This is a genomic window from Pseudofrankia saprophytica, from assembly GCF_000235425.2.
GTDB classification, from domain to species: domain Bacteria; phylum Actinomycetota; class Actinomycetes; order Frankiales; family Frankiaceae; genus Pseudofrankia; species Pseudofrankia saprophytica.
The window spans coordinates 7669448-7686596 of the sequence record NZ_KI912266.1 but is presented as its reverse complement, the minus strand read 5'-3'; the positions used below and the strand labels follow the sequence as shown (position 1 = coordinate 7686596).

The 17149-nt window shown below is 73.8% G+C and carries 11 protein-coding genes; 4 read left to right on the top strand and 7 right to left on the bottom strand.

Annotated elements, in window-relative coordinates:
• Positions 1-54: 54 nt before the first annotated feature.
• A complete protein-coding gene (locus tag FRCN3DRAFT_RS0232390; protein WP_007515780.1) occupies positions 55-1626 on the top strand; it encodes a class I adenylate-forming enzyme family protein in 1572 nt (523 codons plus the stop codon).
• A 75-nt stretch (positions 1627-1701) separates the two neighbouring features.
• On the opposite strand, the gene FRCN3DRAFT_RS0232385 is transcribed toward FRCN3DRAFT_RS0232390, so the two are convergent.
• Positions 1702-3678, bottom strand: a complete 1977-nt coding sequence (locus tag FRCN3DRAFT_RS0232385) for a pyruvate kinase (protein WP_007515781.1) — start codon at positions 3676-3678, stop codon at positions 1702-1704.
• 332 nt (positions 3679-4010) lie between these two features.
• Complete coding sequence (locus FRCN3DRAFT_RS0232375; protein ID WP_007515782.1) at positions 4011-5360, bottom strand: acetyl-CoA hydrolase/transferase family protein; 1350 nt, start codon at positions 5358-5360, stop codon at positions 4011-4013.
• Between the two features lie 220 nt (positions 5361-5580).
• Between FRCN3DRAFT_RS0232375 and FRCN3DRAFT_RS0232370 the strand changes: the two genes are divergently transcribed.
• Entirely contained in the window at positions 5581-6375 is a 795-nt protein-coding gene (locus FRCN3DRAFT_RS0232370) for an SDR family NAD(P)-dependent oxidoreductase (protein ID WP_035925454.1), read from the top strand.
• A complete protein-coding gene (locus FRCN3DRAFT_RS0232365) occupies positions 6372-7442 on the top strand; it encodes a phosphatidylethanolamine N-methyltransferase family domain-containing protein (RefSeq protein WP_007515784.1) in 1071 nt (356 codons plus the stop codon). Before FRCN3DRAFT_RS0232370 ends, FRCN3DRAFT_RS0232365 begins: the two co-directional genes overlap by 4 nt.
• Before the next feature lie 64 nt (positions 7443-7506).
• On the opposite strand, the gene FRCN3DRAFT_RS54455 is transcribed toward FRCN3DRAFT_RS0232365, so the two are convergent.
• Entirely contained in the window at positions 7507-7671 is a 165-nt protein-coding gene (locus tag FRCN3DRAFT_RS54455; protein ID WP_007515785.1) for a hypothetical protein, read from the bottom strand.
• 162 nt (positions 7672-7833) lie between these two features.
• A complete protein-coding gene (locus FRCN3DRAFT_RS0232355; protein ID WP_071042177.1) occupies positions 7834-10623 on the bottom strand; it encodes a helix-turn-helix transcriptional regulator in 2790 nt (929 codons plus the stop codon).
• Positions 10624-11008: 385 nt separating this feature from the next.
• On the opposite strand from FRCN3DRAFT_RS0232355, the gene FRCN3DRAFT_RS50050 reads away from it, so the two are divergent.
• Positions 11009-13060: a protein kinase domain-containing protein gene (locus FRCN3DRAFT_RS50050; protein ID WP_007515787.1), complete on the top strand. Its 2052-nt coding sequence runs from the start codon at positions 11009-11011 to the stop codon at positions 13058-13060.
• A gap of 52 nt (positions 13061-13112) precedes the next feature.
• On the opposite strand, the gene FRCN3DRAFT_RS55510 is transcribed toward FRCN3DRAFT_RS50050, so the two are convergent.
• From FRCN3DRAFT_RS55510 to FRCN3DRAFT_RS0232335, 3 genes are all read right to left on the bottom strand, one after another.
• Positions 13113-14777, bottom strand: coding sequence for a fibronectin type III domain-containing protein (locus FRCN3DRAFT_RS55510; protein WP_027141134.1), 1665 nt, complete (start codon positions 14775-14777; stop codon positions 13113-13115).
• Entirely contained in the window at positions 14701-15471 is a 771-nt protein-coding gene (locus tag FRCN3DRAFT_RS56715) for a serine/threonine-protein kinase (protein ID WP_007515790.1), read from the bottom strand. Before FRCN3DRAFT_RS56715 ends, FRCN3DRAFT_RS55510 begins: the two co-directional genes overlap by 77 nt.
• Before the next feature lie 308 nt (positions 15472-15779).
• Positions 15780-17096, bottom strand: a complete 1317-nt coding sequence (locus tag FRCN3DRAFT_RS0232335) for a fibronectin type III domain-containing protein (protein ID WP_007515791.1) — start codon at positions 17094-17096, stop codon at positions 15780-15782.
• Positions 17097-17149 lie beyond the last annotated feature (53 nt).

Here is a 17149-nt window from a genome sequence, read left to right as displayed (position 1 = left end):
GGAGGCGTCCGCTGTGATTCGCTGCTGTGATTCGCTCCCGGGGAGAGTGGTCGCATGGTGCCATCGGAGCCGCTCGGGCGGCCGACCATTCCCGAGCTGCTCGGGCGCGCGGTGCGCGAGTTCGGCGACACGCCGTACGTCATCACGCCGACCGACCGGCTCACCTACGTCGAGGCCGACCGGCGTTCCGCGTCCGCCGCGCGCTGGCTGCTCGGCGCGGGGATCGGCAAGGGCTCCCGGGTCGGGCTGTTCTTCACGAACGACACCGAGTGGGTCACCTGGTGGCTCGCCGTCTCCCGGGTCGGCGCGGTCGCCGTGCCGCTCAGCACGCTGTACACCCCGGCCGAGATCGGCAAGGTGCTGCGCCTCGCCGACGTCGGGCTGCTGGTCGCGCCCACCCAGGTGCTCACCATCGACGTGGCCGAACGGTTCGAGGCGGCGCTTCCCGGCCTGTCCGGCCAGGAGTCCGCGCGCCTCCAGCTGCCCACGGCGCCATACCTGCGCCGCATCGTGCTCACCGCCGCGTCCGACCGGCCGTGGGCGGACGCCTGGGAAGCGGGCTCCTGGGGCGAGGAGGGCCCGGCGCTGGCCAGCCCCGAGATCCTCGCGGCCGTCGAGGACGAGGTCACCCCCGCCGACCTGGCCATCATGATTCACACCTCCGGCTCGACCGCGGACCCGAAGGGCGTGCTGCACACCCACGGCACGGTCGTCCGCCAGACCTCGACGTGGCCGGCCGCGATTCACCACCTGACTGGTGTCGCGGGCGCGCCGAAAGTGCTCTGCGCGATGCCGTTCTTCTGGATCGGTGGCCTGCTCGCCGCGACCGGCGCGCTGCACGAGCCGGCCACCCTGCTGGTGCTCCCACGGCTGGAGGCCGGGGCGGCGCTCGACCTGGCCGAGCGCGAGCGGGCGAACGGAATCGTCGGCTGGCCGGCGTTCACCCAGCAGCTGCGCGAGCATCCGACGTTCCCGGAGCGGGACCTCAGCAGCGCCCCCCTGCTGACCAGCGGCCCGCTGGATCTCGCGATGAACGACGTGCCGGACGGTTTCCCGACCCACCGCAGCCTCACCGAGACCGCCGGCAGCTTCGCCTTCACCGACACCGCGATCGTCGACGACGATGGGAGCCCGACGCCGACCGGCACCATCGGCGAGCTGCTCATTCGCGGCACCGGCGTGATGACCGGCTACAACAAGCGGGAACGCGCCGACGTGTTCGACGCGGACGGCTGGTACCACACCGGCGACAAGGTCTACCGCAAGGACGGCGACCCGCGCCTGTTCTACGTCGGCCGCACCAGCGAGCTCATCAAGGCCGCCGGCGCCAACGTCTCGCCGCTCGAGGTCCAGGCGGTGATCGAGACCTTCGGTGACGTCGCGCAGTGCGTCGTCCTCGGCGTCGATCACCCGGCCCGTGGCGAGGAGGTGTGCGCCGTCGTCGTCCCGGTGTCCGGCGACCTCGACGTCGGGTCGCTCGCGGCCCGCGCCCGTGAGCAGCTCTCCAGCTACAAGGTCCCCACCCGCTGGATCGTCGCGACCAGCGCCGACATCCCCACGCTGCCGTCCGGCAAGCTCAACCGCCTTGGCCTGCGCGCCAAGGTCAGCGACGGCACCCTGAAGTAGCGCCGCCGGCCGCCGCGCTCTCGGGCGACCGCCGACGAGCGCGCGGCAGTCCGCGGGGGCCGGCGCCGCTGGCGATCAGGGGCCGGTGTGCCAGGAGCGGAGCTCGCGCAGGAGCGGGGACTTCTTGTGCTGGTGGTCGCTCATGCGGGTCAGGACGTCGTCGAGGACCGTGACGGCATCGGTGATGTGCGGGCCCTTGTTGAGCATCACGCACTCGGCGCGCCCGGACATCGCCGCATCAGTGATCTCGGCTCTCGTCGGGCGCCCGGTGCGGGCCAGCTGGTCGAGGACCTGCGTCGCCCAGACGACCGGCACGTGGGCCGCCTCGCACAGCCAGAGGATCTCCTCCTGAAGCTCGGCCAGCCGCTCGTAGCCGCACTCCACCGCCAGGTCACCGCGGGCGATCATGACGCCGACGCGGCGCTCGCGCAGCACGGCGAGCAGCAGCTGCGGCAGGTTCGCGAAGGCGCGCAGCGTCTCGATCTTCAGAATGATGCCGATGTCAGCCCGCCCGGCCGCGGCCAACACGGCCCGCAGCCGCGCGACGTCGTCCGGGTCGCGCACGAACGACATCGACACGATGTCGGCGTGCACGGCGACGAACGCCAGGTCCGCCTCGTCCTTCGAGGTCAGCGCCGAGATCGGCAGCTCGGTGTCGGGCAGGTTGATGCCCTTGCCCGCGCGCAGCCGCGCGCCCGCGGGCGGGGCGTCGGTGACCCGCAGTCGCAGGTCGTGGGGCCCGACGTCGGTGACGACCGTGCCGATCTTCCCATCGTCGAACCACACACGGTGACCAGCGCGGATCTGGGTGAACACGTCCGGCAGCGTGCAGCCGATGCGCGCCACGTCACCGGGCGCGGGCGGTTGTGCCGGCGACAGGTCACGAGTCAGGACCAGCTCGTCGCCCACGCCCAGCCGCAGTGCCTGCTCGAGCGCCGGCAGCTCACCGATGCCCGCGGACAGCGTCGGCCGGCCGGACAGCGCCGCGATCGCGGCCCCGGGTACGAGGTCGACCCGCAGCGGAGTGCCGACGCCGAGATAGGTCGTCTGGTCGGTCTCGACCCGGGCGGCGGTGGCCGTCACCTCGGTGACCCGCAGCGAACGATGGGCCCCACGGGTGTCGCGCAGCCGGATCTGGTGGCCCGGGCGCAGCCTCGCCAGGAAGGCACCCGGCACCGGCACCGTGACCGCGCCCGCGGGGACCTCGTCGCGGGACGGCGCGTCGGCCGGCGACGGTGACGACGAGACATCCAGGGCGGGATCATCCGGCGCGCCCGCGCCCGCGCCCGCGCCCGCCGTCGGCGGGGCCGCGTCGACCAGCCAGCATTCCGCGGGCGCCGTGACGCGGCCGTAGGCGTTGCGCGCGGGACGCAGGCGCACGACCCGGGGTCCCGCCGTGAGCGGCCCCGTACGCAGCTTGGGCCCGGCGAGGTCCATCGCCACGAGGCACGGCCGCCCGATCTCGGCCGCCGCCTTCCGCACGTTGGCGATCATCTTCGCCCAGTCACGCGGCTCGTCGTGCGCGCAGTTGATCCGCGCGCAGTCCATGCCCCGCTCGACGAGCGCGCGCACCAGCGGAAAGTCGTCGGCCGCCGACCCCGGCAGGGTGACCATGATCCGGGTCGACCGGCCCGCCGGCGTCGGGCCCAGCAGCGCCTCGGTGCTCGCGATGAGCATCTCGCGGCTTTCGGCGAACGTCGGGACCCCGCCGGTGGCCGGGTCGCCGGTGGCCGGGTTGGCGGGGGAACCATCGGGCACGGCGGGCCCTGGCGCCTCGCCGGCCAGGGCGCGCAGCGCCGTCAGCACCGCCTCGACCGTCGCCAGGACGTTCCCCTCCGACCCGCCCAGCGACGACAGCCCCAGGTCGGTCAGCCGCTCCTGCGGCTCACGCATGTCGTGGCCGCGCAGCTCCAGGTAGTGCAGCAGGTTCTCGGCGTCCCGCCGGTGCGCGGGGTGTACCTGCGCGATCTCGTCGGCGTACCGCCGGGAGCTCGTGACCAGGTCGGTCCGCAGCGACGAGACCAGCGCGGTCAGGCCCGCCAGGTCGCTCACTTCTTGCGCAGGGACGGCGGCCTCAGCAGGTAAAGGACGACCACCACGTACAGCAGCCACATCGCCCATTCGTGGGTCCACGGCATCTCTGCCCCCTCTCGTCCTCAGGAGCGGACGCTTGCCGCCTCGTCACCTCCAGCGTCCCCCGTCGGCGACCGGGGGATGAAAGGCGTGTTACTCCCATGGACCCGTACCAACCGCCCGTGCCGAGGGGCCGGCCGGCAGGTCACCGGCCCCTCGGGTTCACCTGACGCTGGCGCACGGTGGAACCGTGCCGAGCCGCGGGACGGGCGAAAGTGGCGAAGCGCGCCTCCGGAAGCCCACTCCAGGTGTCAGGCCGGGTCCGCCAACCGGGAGCCGGGGACGCGGGCGGTGGGGACGCTGCCCGGCGGCGGGCCGCCGGGTGCGGTTCCCGCGGCGTCCCAGGTCGCGGCCCGTTCCGTCAGCGCCTCCCGGGCGGCCGGGTGGGCGACGTGGCGGATGATGCCGTCAGCCTGCTGCCGGTGGGTCCGGCCCCACAGGCTCGCGGCGCCGTGCTCGCTGACGACGTAGCTGTGCTGGAAGCTGGTGGCCGGCTCGGACAGGTCCGCGACGACGGTCGACGTGGCGGTCTTGGCGTGCCAGCTGGGCAGCGCGATGATCGCGTGGCCACCCCTGGCGTGCAGCGCCCCGGTGACGAAGTCCGGCTGGCCGCCGAAGCCGGAGTAGATCCGCCCGCGCACATAGGAGGCGTTCGCCTGCGCGTGCAGGTCGACCTGCAGCGCGGTGTTGATCGAGGTCATGGCGGGCTGGCGGGCGATCACGGCCGGGTCGTTGACCGTCTCGGTGCGCAGCAGCCGGACCCGGGCGTTCCGGTCGAGCCAGGCGTAGAGCTCGGCGGAGCCGAACACGAAGCTGGTGACGAGTTCGGCCCCGGCGTCCAGCGCGCCGGCCCGGTCGAGGGCGAGCACCCCGTCGGAGAACGTCTCGGTCCAGATCCGCAGGCCCTGGCTGCCGGTCAGCGCGGCGAGCGTCGCGTCGGGCACGGCGCCGATGCCGAGCTGCAGGGTCGCGCCGTCGGGTACCAGCGCCGCCACCCGCTCACCGATCGCCGCCCGCACGCCGTCAGCGTCGGACGCCGCGCTGGACGACACCGCCGCCGGGCTCGCGAGCGGGACGTCCGCCTCGACGGCGAGGTCCACCGCCTCCACGCTCAGTTCGCCGTCGCCGTAGGTGTAAGGCATCCGCGGGTTGACCTGCGCGACGACCAGCCCGCCCGAGGCGCGCGCCGCCTCGACCGCTGCCGGCAGGACGTTGACCTCCGTTCCCAGCGACACCTTGCCGTCGATCGGGGCACTGGTATGCAGCACGACGACGTCCGGGCGGTGCGTGGTCGCCAGCAGCCGGGGGACGAGGCTGAGCCGGCAGGGCACGTACTCCAGCGACGGCTGGCCGCGCATCCCCGGGCCGACGAACGGCGTGACGCAGGTGATGCCCGCTCGCACCGGCAGGTCGCGTTGCGCGTTGATCGCGAACAGCCGGTACGCCTCGACCGCGTCGTTCACCGCCCGCAGCGCGACCACCGGCGTCGCGAAGTTCCCCGACGCCACCACCAGCGGCGCCGTGCCCGCCGCCCCCTCGGACCGTTTCCCCAGGTACCGGGCTACCAGGCCCCCGAACTCCGCCACGCCTACGATGCGCATGCCCCAGATCCTCCCCGGAGCGGGCAGTCGTGGCACGCCGGCCCGGAATACGCCGTTACCTCCACGCTCGGCCCGGACTCCCATCCGCGTCTGACGGCCGCGGCGCGCTCAGACCTGCGCGCCAAGGTCACCGACGGCACCCTCAAATAGCGCCACGGGACGTGGGCCGGCCCATCAGCCGGCGGCGCAAGGCGGGATGCCCTGGATAAAGTTGGTTCATATGGCCGCGTTTCGCACTCATATGCCGCATGGGCCGTGGGCTGTCGTCGCTGGGGCCTCCGAGGGCCTCGGGGCTGCCTGGGTCGAGGCCCTCGCCCGGCGCGGCCTGCACGTCCTGGCCATCGGACGCCGCCCCAAGCCGCTCGAAGAGACGGCACAGCGCCTGGCCGCCAAGCACGAGGTCGAGGTGCGCACGCTGGCCGCCGACCTCGCCGAGCCGGGCTTCGCGGACCGCCTCGCCGCGGCCGGCAGCGGGCTCGAGATCGGCACCGCCGTCTACAACGCGGCCTTCTCCTTCACGGGCCTCCTGCTGGACCATCCGCCGCAGGACGCCCAGCGCCTCGTCGATGTCAACGTTCGCGGCCCGCTGGCCCTCATCCACCAGCTCGTCCCCGCGATGGTCGAGCGCCGCCGCGGCACGGTCATCCTGATGTCCTCGCTGGCCGGCAACCAGGGCGGCCCGGGCCTTGCCGCCTACGCCGCCAGCAAGGCCTTCACCACGTCCCTGGCCGAGAGCCTGCATGCCGAGCTGCGCCCCGTCGGCGTCGATGTCCTCGCCTGTGTGGCCGGCGCCGTGCGCACGCCCGGCTACGCCGCGACCGTGGGGCGCGACGCGCCGGGAACCCTCGACCCCGATCAGGTCGTCGAGGCCGCCCTCGCGGGCCTGGGCCGGATGGCGCTCGTGACCCCGGGCCGCACAAACAAGCTCGCCGCGCTCGTCATGCGCCGTGTGCTGCCGCGCGCCACCGCCACCGCCATCATGGGCCGCGCGACGAAGGGCTTCGACGCATCGTGATCCTTGGGTTCTTTCTGCCGTGGATCCTCTTCGGCGCCATCCTCGCCCTGCACGTCGTCCTCCCCGCCCGCTGGATCGACGGCTACGTGCGCGACGATCGCGGCCAACCGCTGCGCTACCGACTCAACGGCCTCGTGGTCCTCGTGGCCGCGGTCGGGATCGCCGTGCTGCTCGTCGCCGTGAGCGCGGTGCCGGCCGACGAGCTCTGGCGCCACCGCTGGGCCGAGCTCGCAGGCGCCTGCGTCTTCGGCCTGCTGTTCACCGCCGCCCTCGTCCTGCCCGCCGCGGCGACCGGGAAGCCGCCCGTCGCCGATTTCTACCTCGGGCGCCGCGAGAACCCGCGCTGGCGCGGCGGCAGGGTCGACGCGAAGATGTGGCTCTACCTGGTGGGCGCGGTACTGCTCGAGCTCAACGTTCTGTCGTTCGCCGCCCACCAGCGTCTCGCCACCGGCCACCTCAGCGCCGCCATCGCGCTCTCGGCCGGGCTGCTGACCTACTTCGTCGTGGACTACCTCACCTTCGAGAACGTCCACCTCTATACATACGACCTCTTCGCCGAGCGCGTGGGTTTCAAGCTCGGCTGGGGCTGCCTGGTCTTCTACCCGTACTTCTACTGCGTGGGCCTCTGGGCGCGGGCCGACGAGCCCGACCCGCACGCGCCGGCCTGGCTGCTGGTCCTCGCCGGCGTCGTCTTCGCCGCCGGCTGGACGCTCGCGCGCGGGGCGAACATGCAGAAGTTCCTCTTCAAGCGCGATCCCACCGCCCGCGCCTTCGGCCTGCTTGAGCCGCGCGCGGTCAGTGACGGCGAACGCACGCTGCTCTGCGGCGGTTTCTGGGGCGCCGCCCGCCATATCAACTATCTCGGCGAGATCCTCATGGCCACCGGCATCACACTCGCGCTCGGCGCGCCCGGTGATCCCGTTCCCTGGCTGTACCCCCTCTACTACGTCGGCCTGCTCGTGCCGCGCCAGATCGACGACGACCGCCGCTGCGCCGCCAAGTACGGCGCGCTCTGGGACGAGTACCGCTCTCGCGTGCGCTGGCGGATCATCCCCGGCATCTACTGAGCGTCATCGCCGGCCAACCGCACCTCTCGATCTCGTGCGTCGGACCCAGCGCCGTCCCATCCCGTCAGCCGGTGGTGCCGACGGCCGGCGGCGGCACGGCTGCCTGCTCGAGGAGCTGAAGGAGCTCGATCCACCCGGAGAACGGGTGGACGTCCTGGTCGCCGTCGAGCCGGACGTCGCCGTGGGGGCGGCCGTCGGTGGCGCGGTGCAGCGTGACGATGACCCGCATCGTGAGGGTTCCTTCCGCGGGGCGCGGAGTTCGACCTGTGCCGCGAGGTCGACCGAAGGGCCTGACGGTAGCTTCCAGAGGCCGCCGCTGGCACCGGGGATTACACGGGGTTTTCCACGGGGCTGGCCGTGGGCGTACGCGTGGGGCTCATCCGCGTGAGGCTCATCCGACCGGCGGTCGCTGCTGGAGCGCGACGGCAAGTTGCGTGCGGCGCAGACCGAGCTTCGCGTAGACGTTGCCGAGGTGGAACTCGATGGTGCGCACGGACAGCACCATCTGGTCGGCGATCTCGTTGTTCGACAGGCCGTCGGCGGCCAGCCGGGCGACGTTGAGCTCCTGGGCCGTGAGGCCGCCGGTCACGGCGGCGGGCCGGGCCGGCCTGTCGGCGCCGGGCACGTCGCGGCCCGCCAGAAGCGCCTCGCAGCGCCCGAGGTAGGGAGCGGCGCCGAGGCCGGCGAACAGCTCGCGGGCGGCGCGCAGTGCGGTGACGGCCTCGGCTGTCTGGCCCTCGGCGAGTAGGCACGTCCCGTAGTCGTACTGCAGCAGGGCGCATTCGAAGGGCGCCGGTAGGCCGGCGGCGAGCTTTGCGGCCCGCTGGTAGGCGCGGACGGCTCCCGGGCGGTCGCCGTGCGCCCGCAGGATGGCGGCGCGGGCCCGCAGGCCGGCGAGCTGGGCGCGCAGGTGCCCACGAGCGGTGGCGGCCTCCTCCCACGGGACGAGAACCTGGTGAGCCTCGTCGGGGTGGCCGAGGCGGGCGAGCGCCCCGGCGTACAGGGGCCGCCACGGCAGGGCGGTCGGTTCGATCGGATCCTGGCTGCCGGCGGTCAGGCCGGCGAACCAGGCGAGGGCGGCCGCCGTCGCGGCATGGTCGTCGGCGGCATGCGCGACCCAGGCTCGCGCCATCACCAGCAGCTCCGGCGCCGGGTCGACGCTGGCGGCGAAGACGGTCTCCGCCTGTCCCAGGTAGGTGGCGGCCTCGGCGGCCCCGCGCCCCGCGAGCGGTATGACGGTCCAACAGAGCAGCGGGCCGGCGAGCCAGCCCTGCTCGCTGTCGAGGGCGATGGACGCGCCGAGCGCGCCGTGCGCGACCGCGTCGTCCCAGTGGCCCAGGTGGTACTCCGCGACCGCCAGGTCGAACAGCGCGGACAGCCCGATGCCGAGGGTCGGTTGGTCGCGACGCAGCCTGGCCGCGGCCAGCCGCAGCTCCGCCAGCGCGTCGATCGGTCGATCCAGGGTGAGCAGGAGGATGCCGCGCGTCAGGTTGACCGCGCCGGCGGCCGCGCCGTCCGCCTGGTCCGGACCGAGCCGTGCCGCGGCGGCGTCGACCAGGACGCGGGCGGGCTCCACCCGGCCGCAGTGCAGGTTGCCGGCAACCATCAGGTAGCCGAGTACATACGGAGGGTATAGCGCCGCGCCCTCGTCCGCGTTGGCGGCCCGCTCCGCCCAGGTGGCGGCCGCGTCGTAGCTGCCATGCCGGAACAGGGCGATCACCAGGGACTCGGCGACGAGCCGGGCGAGCGGCACCCGCGGCGTCTGCTCGAGCTCGGCCCAGGCCCGCCGCAACGCGGCCGTGCCGCTGGGGGAGTCGCCGTGGACCAGCGCGAGCGCTCCGGACACGAAGTGCCGCCGGGCCGGATCCGCGAGCGGGCCCGCGGCGGCGGCCGCGCGGGTCACCGCCTCGATCTGCCCGCCATAGAGGCCGACCATGACCGCGTTCGTCAGGTACTCGTCCCGGCCGGTCGCGTCGGCGGTCAACCGGGTGGCGGCGAGCCACAGGTCGGCGGCCGCGGCCCACCTGCCCGCCCGTGCCTGGGCGGCGGCCTCGGCGGCGGCGTCGGCCGCCAGATCCTCGTCGGCCAGTGGGGTCGCCTCGATCCGGTGGCGCAGCCGGGCCATCGGGTCCTCGACGGCCAGCGCGGCCTGGCGGTGCAGCGCGCCGCGCCGCGCCGGCCCGAGGTCGTGGTAGATCGCCGCGCGGACCAGCGGGTGCCCGAACGCGACCCGCATGCCCGCGCCGTCGGGAACCTCGGTGAGCAGGCCGGCCACGACCGCCGGCTCCAGAGCCGTCAACGGGTCGTCGACATCGCCCAACCGGGCGGCGTCGGCGAGCGGGCAGGAGCGGCCCAGCACCGCCGCGGCGACGACCAGCCGCTGCGTCTGTGGCGGGCAGCCGGCCAGCCGTCCCAGCACCACCAGGCCGAAGGAGCGCGGCGCGGGTAACCGTTCGCCGTCGCTGGCGAGGACCTCCGCCGGCAGCTCCTCGATCAACGCCCTGGCATGTAGCGGGTTGCCTCCGGTGAGGTCGTGCACCCGCTTGGCGAGCCTGGCGGAGATCGGGCCTACCCCTACCGCCGGGGCCAGCGCGCGGATCGCCTCGACCGGCAGTCCCGCCAGGCGCAGCCGCCGGCCGGCCTCGGCCGACAGCCTGCGCAGGCTGTCCGACGGCACCGCCGCCGCGCCTGTCGCGACCGTGCACAGGCACAGCACCGGGTCCGCGCGCAGCCGCCGCAGCGCGAAGGCCAGCACCTGCTGCGACGGGATGTCCGCCCACGGGACGTCGTCGACCACGACGACGGTGAGCCGTCCGGCCGCGCCCCACCGGCCGACCAGCGACACCAGCGCGCCGCCGACCCGCATGGGGTCGGCCGTGTCGGTGCCCGCGCGGGCCACCTGGTCCAGCGGCGGCGGTGCCTCGTCCGCGAGACCCGCGGCGAGCTGCGCCACCACTCCCAGCGGCACCGACCGCTCGGCCTCGTCGCCGCTGGCGTACAGCACCCGCGGGCCGGTGTCCCAGCCGTCGCCCAGCCCGTCGAGGAAGCGGCGGACCAGCGTGGTCTTGCCGGCGCCGGGCTCACCCTCCACCATGACCACCCGCAGCCTGCCGGATCGCGCCCGCTCCAGCTCGTCCGCGAGAACAGCCAGTTCCGCCGCACGCCCCACGAAATCGTCCACCCGAGCGCCGCCCGCCTTCTCACGCCACGCGAACCACCGGCCGACGGTGGCCACGACCGGGGGCGAGGAAATCCCCAGGTGTGCATTACCCAGGCAGGCCGCGTCCCCGTGGAAATACCGGTCCGTGAAAACCCGTGGTCGACATCGTCTTCAGCGTGCTCACTTGTTCTTACCATCTTGACCTGCCGGGCCGGGCTCGTCCGAGCATGCGGTCCTTCCCTTCTCACCAGAGGTCGCCGAACCTCGCCAGATCTGGGGGGCGTATGACGGGGCGTGCCGCGTCGACGGTCGAGACGGCCCGGCCGGGGCCTCGTCGGGCGCGCCGGCCGGGGCGCTGCCGCGCCCGCCGGCCGGGGCTGGGCCGGGTGTCGATCGGCGGAGCGACGTGACCATCGACCGGACGCTGCTCGCGGCGATGCTGTCGGGCTACGACCTGGGCCGCGAACTGGGCTCCGGCGCCTTCGGACTGGTGATGGCGGGCCGGCACCGCCGCCTGGACCGGGAGGTAGCGATCAAGGTGCTGCGCCTGTCCTCCGACGGGGCGCGGACCTCGTTCGACACGGAGGCGCGGACACTGGCCAGCCTCGACCACCCGCACATCGTCCAGATCTTCGACTACGTCGAGCAGGACGACATGTACGCCCTCGTCATGGAAATGATGGCCGGTGGGCCGCTGTCGCGTCGACGTTCGGACCTGTCGGGACCGGCTGCCTGCGCCGTCGGGGTATCCGTCGCCCAAGCGCTGTCCTATGCCCACAGCCGCGGAATACTGCACCGGGACATCAAGGCGTCCAACCTCCTCACCGACCCGAACAACCGGGTGAAGGTCGCCGACTTCGGCATCGCGAAGCTGCTCACGACGACGGGCGTGAGCAGGGGCACCTTCGTCGGCACGCCCGGTTACATGGCACCCGAGCAGATCACCGGTGGGCGCCAGCTGCCCGCGACCGACCTGTACGCGCTGGCCGTCACGCTGTACGAGCTGCTCGCCGGGTACCCGCCGTTCGACTCCGACGGCTCGGACCTGCTCAGAGACCATCTGAGAGGCACACCGGCGGCGCCGGCCGGTGTGCCCGGGCCGGTCGCTGCTGTGATCATGCGGGCGCTGGCGAAGACCCCGGCGGAGCGCCAGCCGTCCGCGCAGGCCTTCGCGGCGGACCTCGTCGTCGCCGCCACCCGGGCCTACGGGCAGCACTGGCTCGCCAGGTCCGGGATCGTCGTCCGCCTGGACGACCCCGTCCGCGTCGCCGCCCGCGTGGCCCTGCGTGACACGACCTCCGCGGCCGCCGGGCGGAATGCCGCCTCGCGGGTCGCCAGCTCGCTGGGTGCCGCCGTTCCCCGCGTGACCGAAGCAGGCGGCGCCGGCACGACGGAACCAGGCGGCGCCGGCCTGATGGAACGAGGGACGGAACGAGCCGGCGCGGCGTCCGCGGCGATGGCCGCCGACCGGTTCCGGCCTGCGCGCCTTGTTGGCGCCGTGCCCGCACCGCGCGAGCGGATCTCGTGGGGTGACACCAGCGGCGCCCCGGCGGGTCCGGGGCGTGGCGACGGCCGCCCGCCGCCCGCCAGCGGGTCGGTGCCGGGACCGTACCGGCCGTACCGACCGCTCCGGCCTCGCCGGCCGCTGTCCCTGATGCTGGTCGCGGCGCTGCTGGCCGTCGCGATCGGCGGCGCCATGCTGGTACCGCGCCTCTTGGGGTACACCGAGAAGCCCCCGTCCGACTCGACCTCGACCGTGAGTCCAACGGGCGCCACCAGCCCGACGTTCTCGCCGACACCCACTGGAACCCCGCCGTCGCCGTCGCCGACCGCCACGCCGACGCCGACGCCTACCGTCACGAGATCGTCGCCCGGCCCGACGGCGAGCCAGCCGCGCCCGGTCGTCGCGCCGACCGACGTCGCGGCGACGGCCCAGGACGAGAACAGCATCAAGATCACCTGGACGGACCGCTCGGGCACCGAGTCCGGGTTCACCATCGACGGCGGCTCCGGCCGGCAGAAGAACGTCCCGGCGCACACCGGGACCGGTTCCGTGGTCTATGTCTGGTCCGGGCTGGCGGCCGGCGACACGCTTTGCGTCCGGGTGCGTGCCCGTGACTCGACCGGCGCGTCCGCGTACAGCCCGCCCGAACGGTCCGTCTGCGCGACGACGCCCGCCGCGCCGTCCCCGCCCAGCAACGTCACGGCCGTCGCGTTGAGCACGATCGCCATCATCGTCAGCTGGCAGGACGACTCCGACGACGAGACCGGGTTCACGGTCGACGACGGCACCACGACGCACGACGTCGCGGCGGACAGGACCGCCTTCGTCCTGGCCGACCTCGACCGGGGCGCCCGGTATTGCTTCCGGGTCCGGGCCTTCAACAAGGCCGGCGTCTCCACCTACAGCCCCGCCGACGCCCCGGTCTGCGCGACCACGGTCCAGGACGGGACCTGATCACACCGCGGGCGACGAGCCGCCGTCATCCGAGGCTTCGGTTGGTCCGAGGTCAGGGCGTCACGGTGTTGGTGTCCGTGGGGACACTGCCGCCGTAACCGATCACCTCGGCGCTCTGGCCGGCGGGATTGCGCGCCGCGACTGTGATCTTGAAATATGGGTCGCGGCCGGCTGAGTTGGTCCGCCGATAGTTGGAGCCCGTCACCGTGTAAGTGTTCACGGAGATGGTGTTGTTCGCTGACATGTAGACCCGGACGATGTAGTCGACCACCACACCCGCGCCCCCGGTCTCCGCCGGAGACGCCCAGGTCACCAAGTTGTCCCCCGTAGGATCGCTCCCCGATGGCGACACCTTCGTCACGGTGACATCGCGAGGCACGGAGGGCTGCACGCAGCCAAGAGCGGTGGACGTCGCGGCTGGGGAAGTGCCGGCGGCGTTGCTGGCACTGGCTCTGACGGTCGTCCGGGCGCAGCCGTCGACCTGGATGGTGACGGTGCCGGGGGACGACAGCGACTTGGTGCCGCCCGGGTCGGCGGTGACGACGTAGGTCGACGGCGTGCCCCCGTCGGAGGGCGCCGTGATCGTCACCTGTACTCCGCCTGACACCGATACGACCCGCATTCCCGGCGTGCCGGGTACGTGCAGGGCCGGCGAGTCGCCTTCGTGTCCGCCGCCCGTGTTCCCGCCGCCGCCCGGCTGGACGCCGCCCGCCTGGCCTGAGCCGTTCGACTGGCCCGAATCGGCTGACTGGCCCGGACCGGCGGACTGGCCCGCGCCGCCGTTTGAGGGCGAGGCACCGCCTTGGCCCGAGGTGGTTCCGCCGGCCGGGCGGCTCTGGCCCGAGCGCACCGGGCCCCGCCCCGCGGCGCCGATCGCGTTCGCACCGCCCGGCGACGGAACGTCGCCGCCTCCGGTCGTCTCTCCGTCGTCCCTGACGTTCCGGCCCTTGCCCGGCGGCGCTTCCACGGTCGCGCCGCCGGTGAGGCCCTGCCCGTCGGACGTCAGGTAGGTGCCACGATCGGAGGCACGCAGGGCAAGCGGGACGGTGACGCCGGCCAGCGCCACCATCGCGACGAGCGCGACGATCGCCGGCGCGAGGCGCTTCGACCGGTCCGCCCTCCTGGCGGCTCCCAGGCCTGGCAGGATCCGCGACCCACGCCGTCCCGGGAGGGACGGTGACCTTCCGCCGCCGGGCGGCGCGACGACCGGTTCCAGCCCCGACAGTTCGCCGGCCGGATCGTCGCCTGACGCCACGGCGCCGGACCTGCCAGAAGCGCCGGATGACGTGGACCCGGCGAACAACGTCGGGTGATCCGACACGTCCGTACCCGTGCCTGTGCCGGCCGGAACCACCTGCCGCGCGGTCCGCGGCCCAGTCGCGGACTTCGTCAGCCGGATGCCCCCAGGCGCCGCCGCGGGTGAGCTGGCGTCGACGCCCGCCGCGTCGACGCCCGCCGCGCCGGCGCGCCAGCCGCCGAGGGCGCGAACGATGGCCGGGTACTGGTCGGCCATGGGTTCCGCGTCGCCGAGCAGGCGCAGCAGCAGGCCGGTCGCGGTGGGGCGCTCGTCGGGGTTCTTGTGGAACGCCTCCCGCACCAGCTCGACGATCCCATCGGGCACACCGGTCAGGTCCGGTTCGTCATGGATGACCCGGTAGAGCAACGCGAGCGGCTCGGCCTCGCCGAACGGGGGCCGTCCGGTGGCGGCATAGAGCATGACGCCGGCCCAACGCGAAGATGTCGGCGGCCGCTCCCACGTTGCCGCCGCGAATCTGCTCGGGGGCCATGTAGGCGGGTGTGCCGATCCGGGTGACGTCCTGGCTGACCATCGTCGTCGCGCCCAGCGCCGAGGCGATGCCGAAGTCGATGACGCGCGGCCCCGACGCCCCGAGCAGCACGTTCGACGGCTTGAGGTCGCGGTGCGCGATACCGACGGCGTGAATCGCGGTCAAGGCCGAGGCCATGCCGACGCCAAGGCGTTCCAGGTCGCCCTCGGCCAGCGGGCCGCCCGCGGCGACGGCCTCGCCCAGGGTCGGCCCGGGGATGAACTCGGTGACGAGATAGGGGAGCTCCGCGTCCGGGTCGGCGTCGACCACCTCGGCGGTGCAGAACTTCGCCACCCTCCGGACGTGCGTCGTCTCGCGGCCGAACCGGGCTCGGAACTCCGGCACCCGTGCGTAGTCGGAACGGATTACCTTCACCGCGACCCGGCGTCCCTCGGGCGACTCCGCCAGGAATACCGAGCCCATCCCGCCCTCGCCGAGCAGCCGCAGAACGCGGTATCTGCCGATCAGTCGCGGATCCCCGCCGCGCAGCGGAAACCCCGGCTCGGCGGCGGCCCCCGCCTGGATGGATCCCGCGTCCGCGGCGGCGTCCGTGCCCGTCGCGGATTTGGGCTGGACCTCGTTCATCGTGCCCCCCGTGTAACCAGAACGCCGGTTCCACGCGACGCCTCCCGCGCGCTACCCACCGGCACTGGCAAATTATGTGTGCGGACGAAGAATGCGGCGTCCGGAAAACACGACCCCCGTCGCCCCCGTTTCCAGCCAGGTGGTGCCCGCGCCCCGACGCGTCCGGATCTCAGGATGCGGCATGGAACGGCGCACGGTCGGCGCACCCCGGGGCGTTCGTCGCCATGTTGGCAACGCGGTGACAACGATCCAAGAAGATGGCAATCGGTCGTGGGCGATCACGACGGATCGACTGAGCGATCGGTAATTCAGGCCTCGGACGGGGCCGGGGACGGGGTCAGGGGCGCCACGGTGGTGAAGTCCGTTGGGCCGCTGCCTCGGTAGACGACCACCTCGGCGCTCTGGCCGGCGGAATTGCGTGCCGCGACGGTGATCTTGGTGTACGGGTCGCGGCCGGACGCGTTGCTCCGCAGGTAGCTCGTGCCCGTCACCGTGTAGCTGTTCACGGAGGTGGCGTTGTCCGCCGAGATGGTGACCCGGACGATGTAGTCGACCACCACACCCGCGCCGCCCGTGTCCGCCGGCGGGCTCCAGGACACCAGGTTGTGCCCGGTGGGATCGCTCGCCTGGGGCGGCAGCTTGGTCAGGGTGACATCGCGAGGCACCGAGGGCGCGGTGACCGTGACCGGCTGGGCCCCTGTCCCCGGCGTACCCGGCGCCTGCGTCGCCGGGGTGTCGGCGGTGTGCTGGGGGTCGGTGCCCACGCCCGAGCCGCCGCTGCCGCCGGGCTGCTGGACATTCGGACTGGCTGTCTGGCGCGCGCCGCCACTGGACGGTGCGGTGCTGTGTCCGCCGACGGGCGACCCGGTGCCTGGCGGGCTCTGGCCCGGCTGGGCCGAGTCCTGCCCCAGGACGACGACCGGCACGCCGTCCGAGGCGCCTTCCGCGGCGTCGTTGGCCTTGCCCGGCGGAGCTGCCGCGGTCGCGGTGCCATCGGCGACGTCGGTTCCACTCGAGGCCAGGAAGGCGCTCTGGTGGTTGGTACGCAGGGCGAGGGGAAGAGCGACGCCGGCCAGTACCACCAGCACGGCGAGCGCGATGACCGCCGGCACCGGCACCACGAGGCGCCTCGACCGGCCGGATGTGGCCCGTGCCGCGCCTCGGCGCGGGCCGCGCCACCTGGCCCTGGCGACGGGTGGGGTGGACCCGTCGTCGTGGCGCGCGTCGTCGTGCCGCGCGTCGTCGTGCCGCGCGTCGTCGTGGCGTGCGCCGATCGGCTCCAGGCCGGACAGGTCGGTGGCCAGATCCTCACCGCGCGCGGGCACCTCGGCGCCGTCGCCGGAAAAGCCGGGCCCGCCCGCGGGGACAGGCTCCTCCTTTACGGATTCCTGGGGCGGGGGAGCCGTGCTGGAGTCCGCGGAGTCGGTGTCAGCGGGGTCGGACTTCTCCTGGACGGAGTCCAGGTCGGCGGGAGCGGGGTCGGTACCCGCGCGGTCGGTGTTCGCGGCGGCGGCCTCCGCGGGGACGGGCTTCTCCTGGGCGCAGTCCTGGCGCGTCGGAGCGAGGTCGGTGTCCGCGGCGGCGGTGTCCGCGATCGCCGTGGCTTCGGACCGGGTCTCGCTCATCGTGCCCTCCAGGCGACCAGGCCGCTGACTCTCGTGCGGCGCGGTCCGCGTGC

Coding starts and splice junctions, on each gene's coding strand:
- FRCN3DRAFT_RS0232390 (WP_007515780.1), top strand. CDS start 55: ATGGTGCCATCGGAGCCGCTCGGGCGGCCGACCATTCCCGAGCTGCTC.
- FRCN3DRAFT_RS0232375 (WP_007515782.1), bottom strand. CDS start 5,360: ATGCGCATCGTAGGCGTGGCGGAGTTCGGGGGCCTGGTAGCCCGGTAC.
- FRCN3DRAFT_RS0232370 (WP_035925454.1), top strand. CDS start 5,581: ATGGCCGCGTTTCGCACTCATATGCCGCATGGGCCGTGGGCTGTCGTC.
- FRCN3DRAFT_RS54455 (WP_007515785.1), bottom strand. CDS start 7,671: ATGCGGGTCATCGTCACGCTGCACCGCGCCACCGACGGCCGCCCCCAC.
- FRCN3DRAFT_RS55510 (WP_027141134.1), bottom strand. CDS start 14,777: ATGCTCTATGCCGCCACCGGACGGCCCCCGTTCGGCGAGGCCGAGCCG.
- FRCN3DRAFT_RS56715 (WP_007515790.1), bottom strand. CDS start 15,471: ATGAACGAGGTCCAGCCCAAATCCGCGACGGGCACGGACGCCGCCGCG.
- FRCN3DRAFT_RS0232335 (WP_007515791.1), bottom strand. CDS start 17,096: ATGAGCGAGACCCGGTCCGAAGCCACGGCGATCGCGGACACCGCCGCC.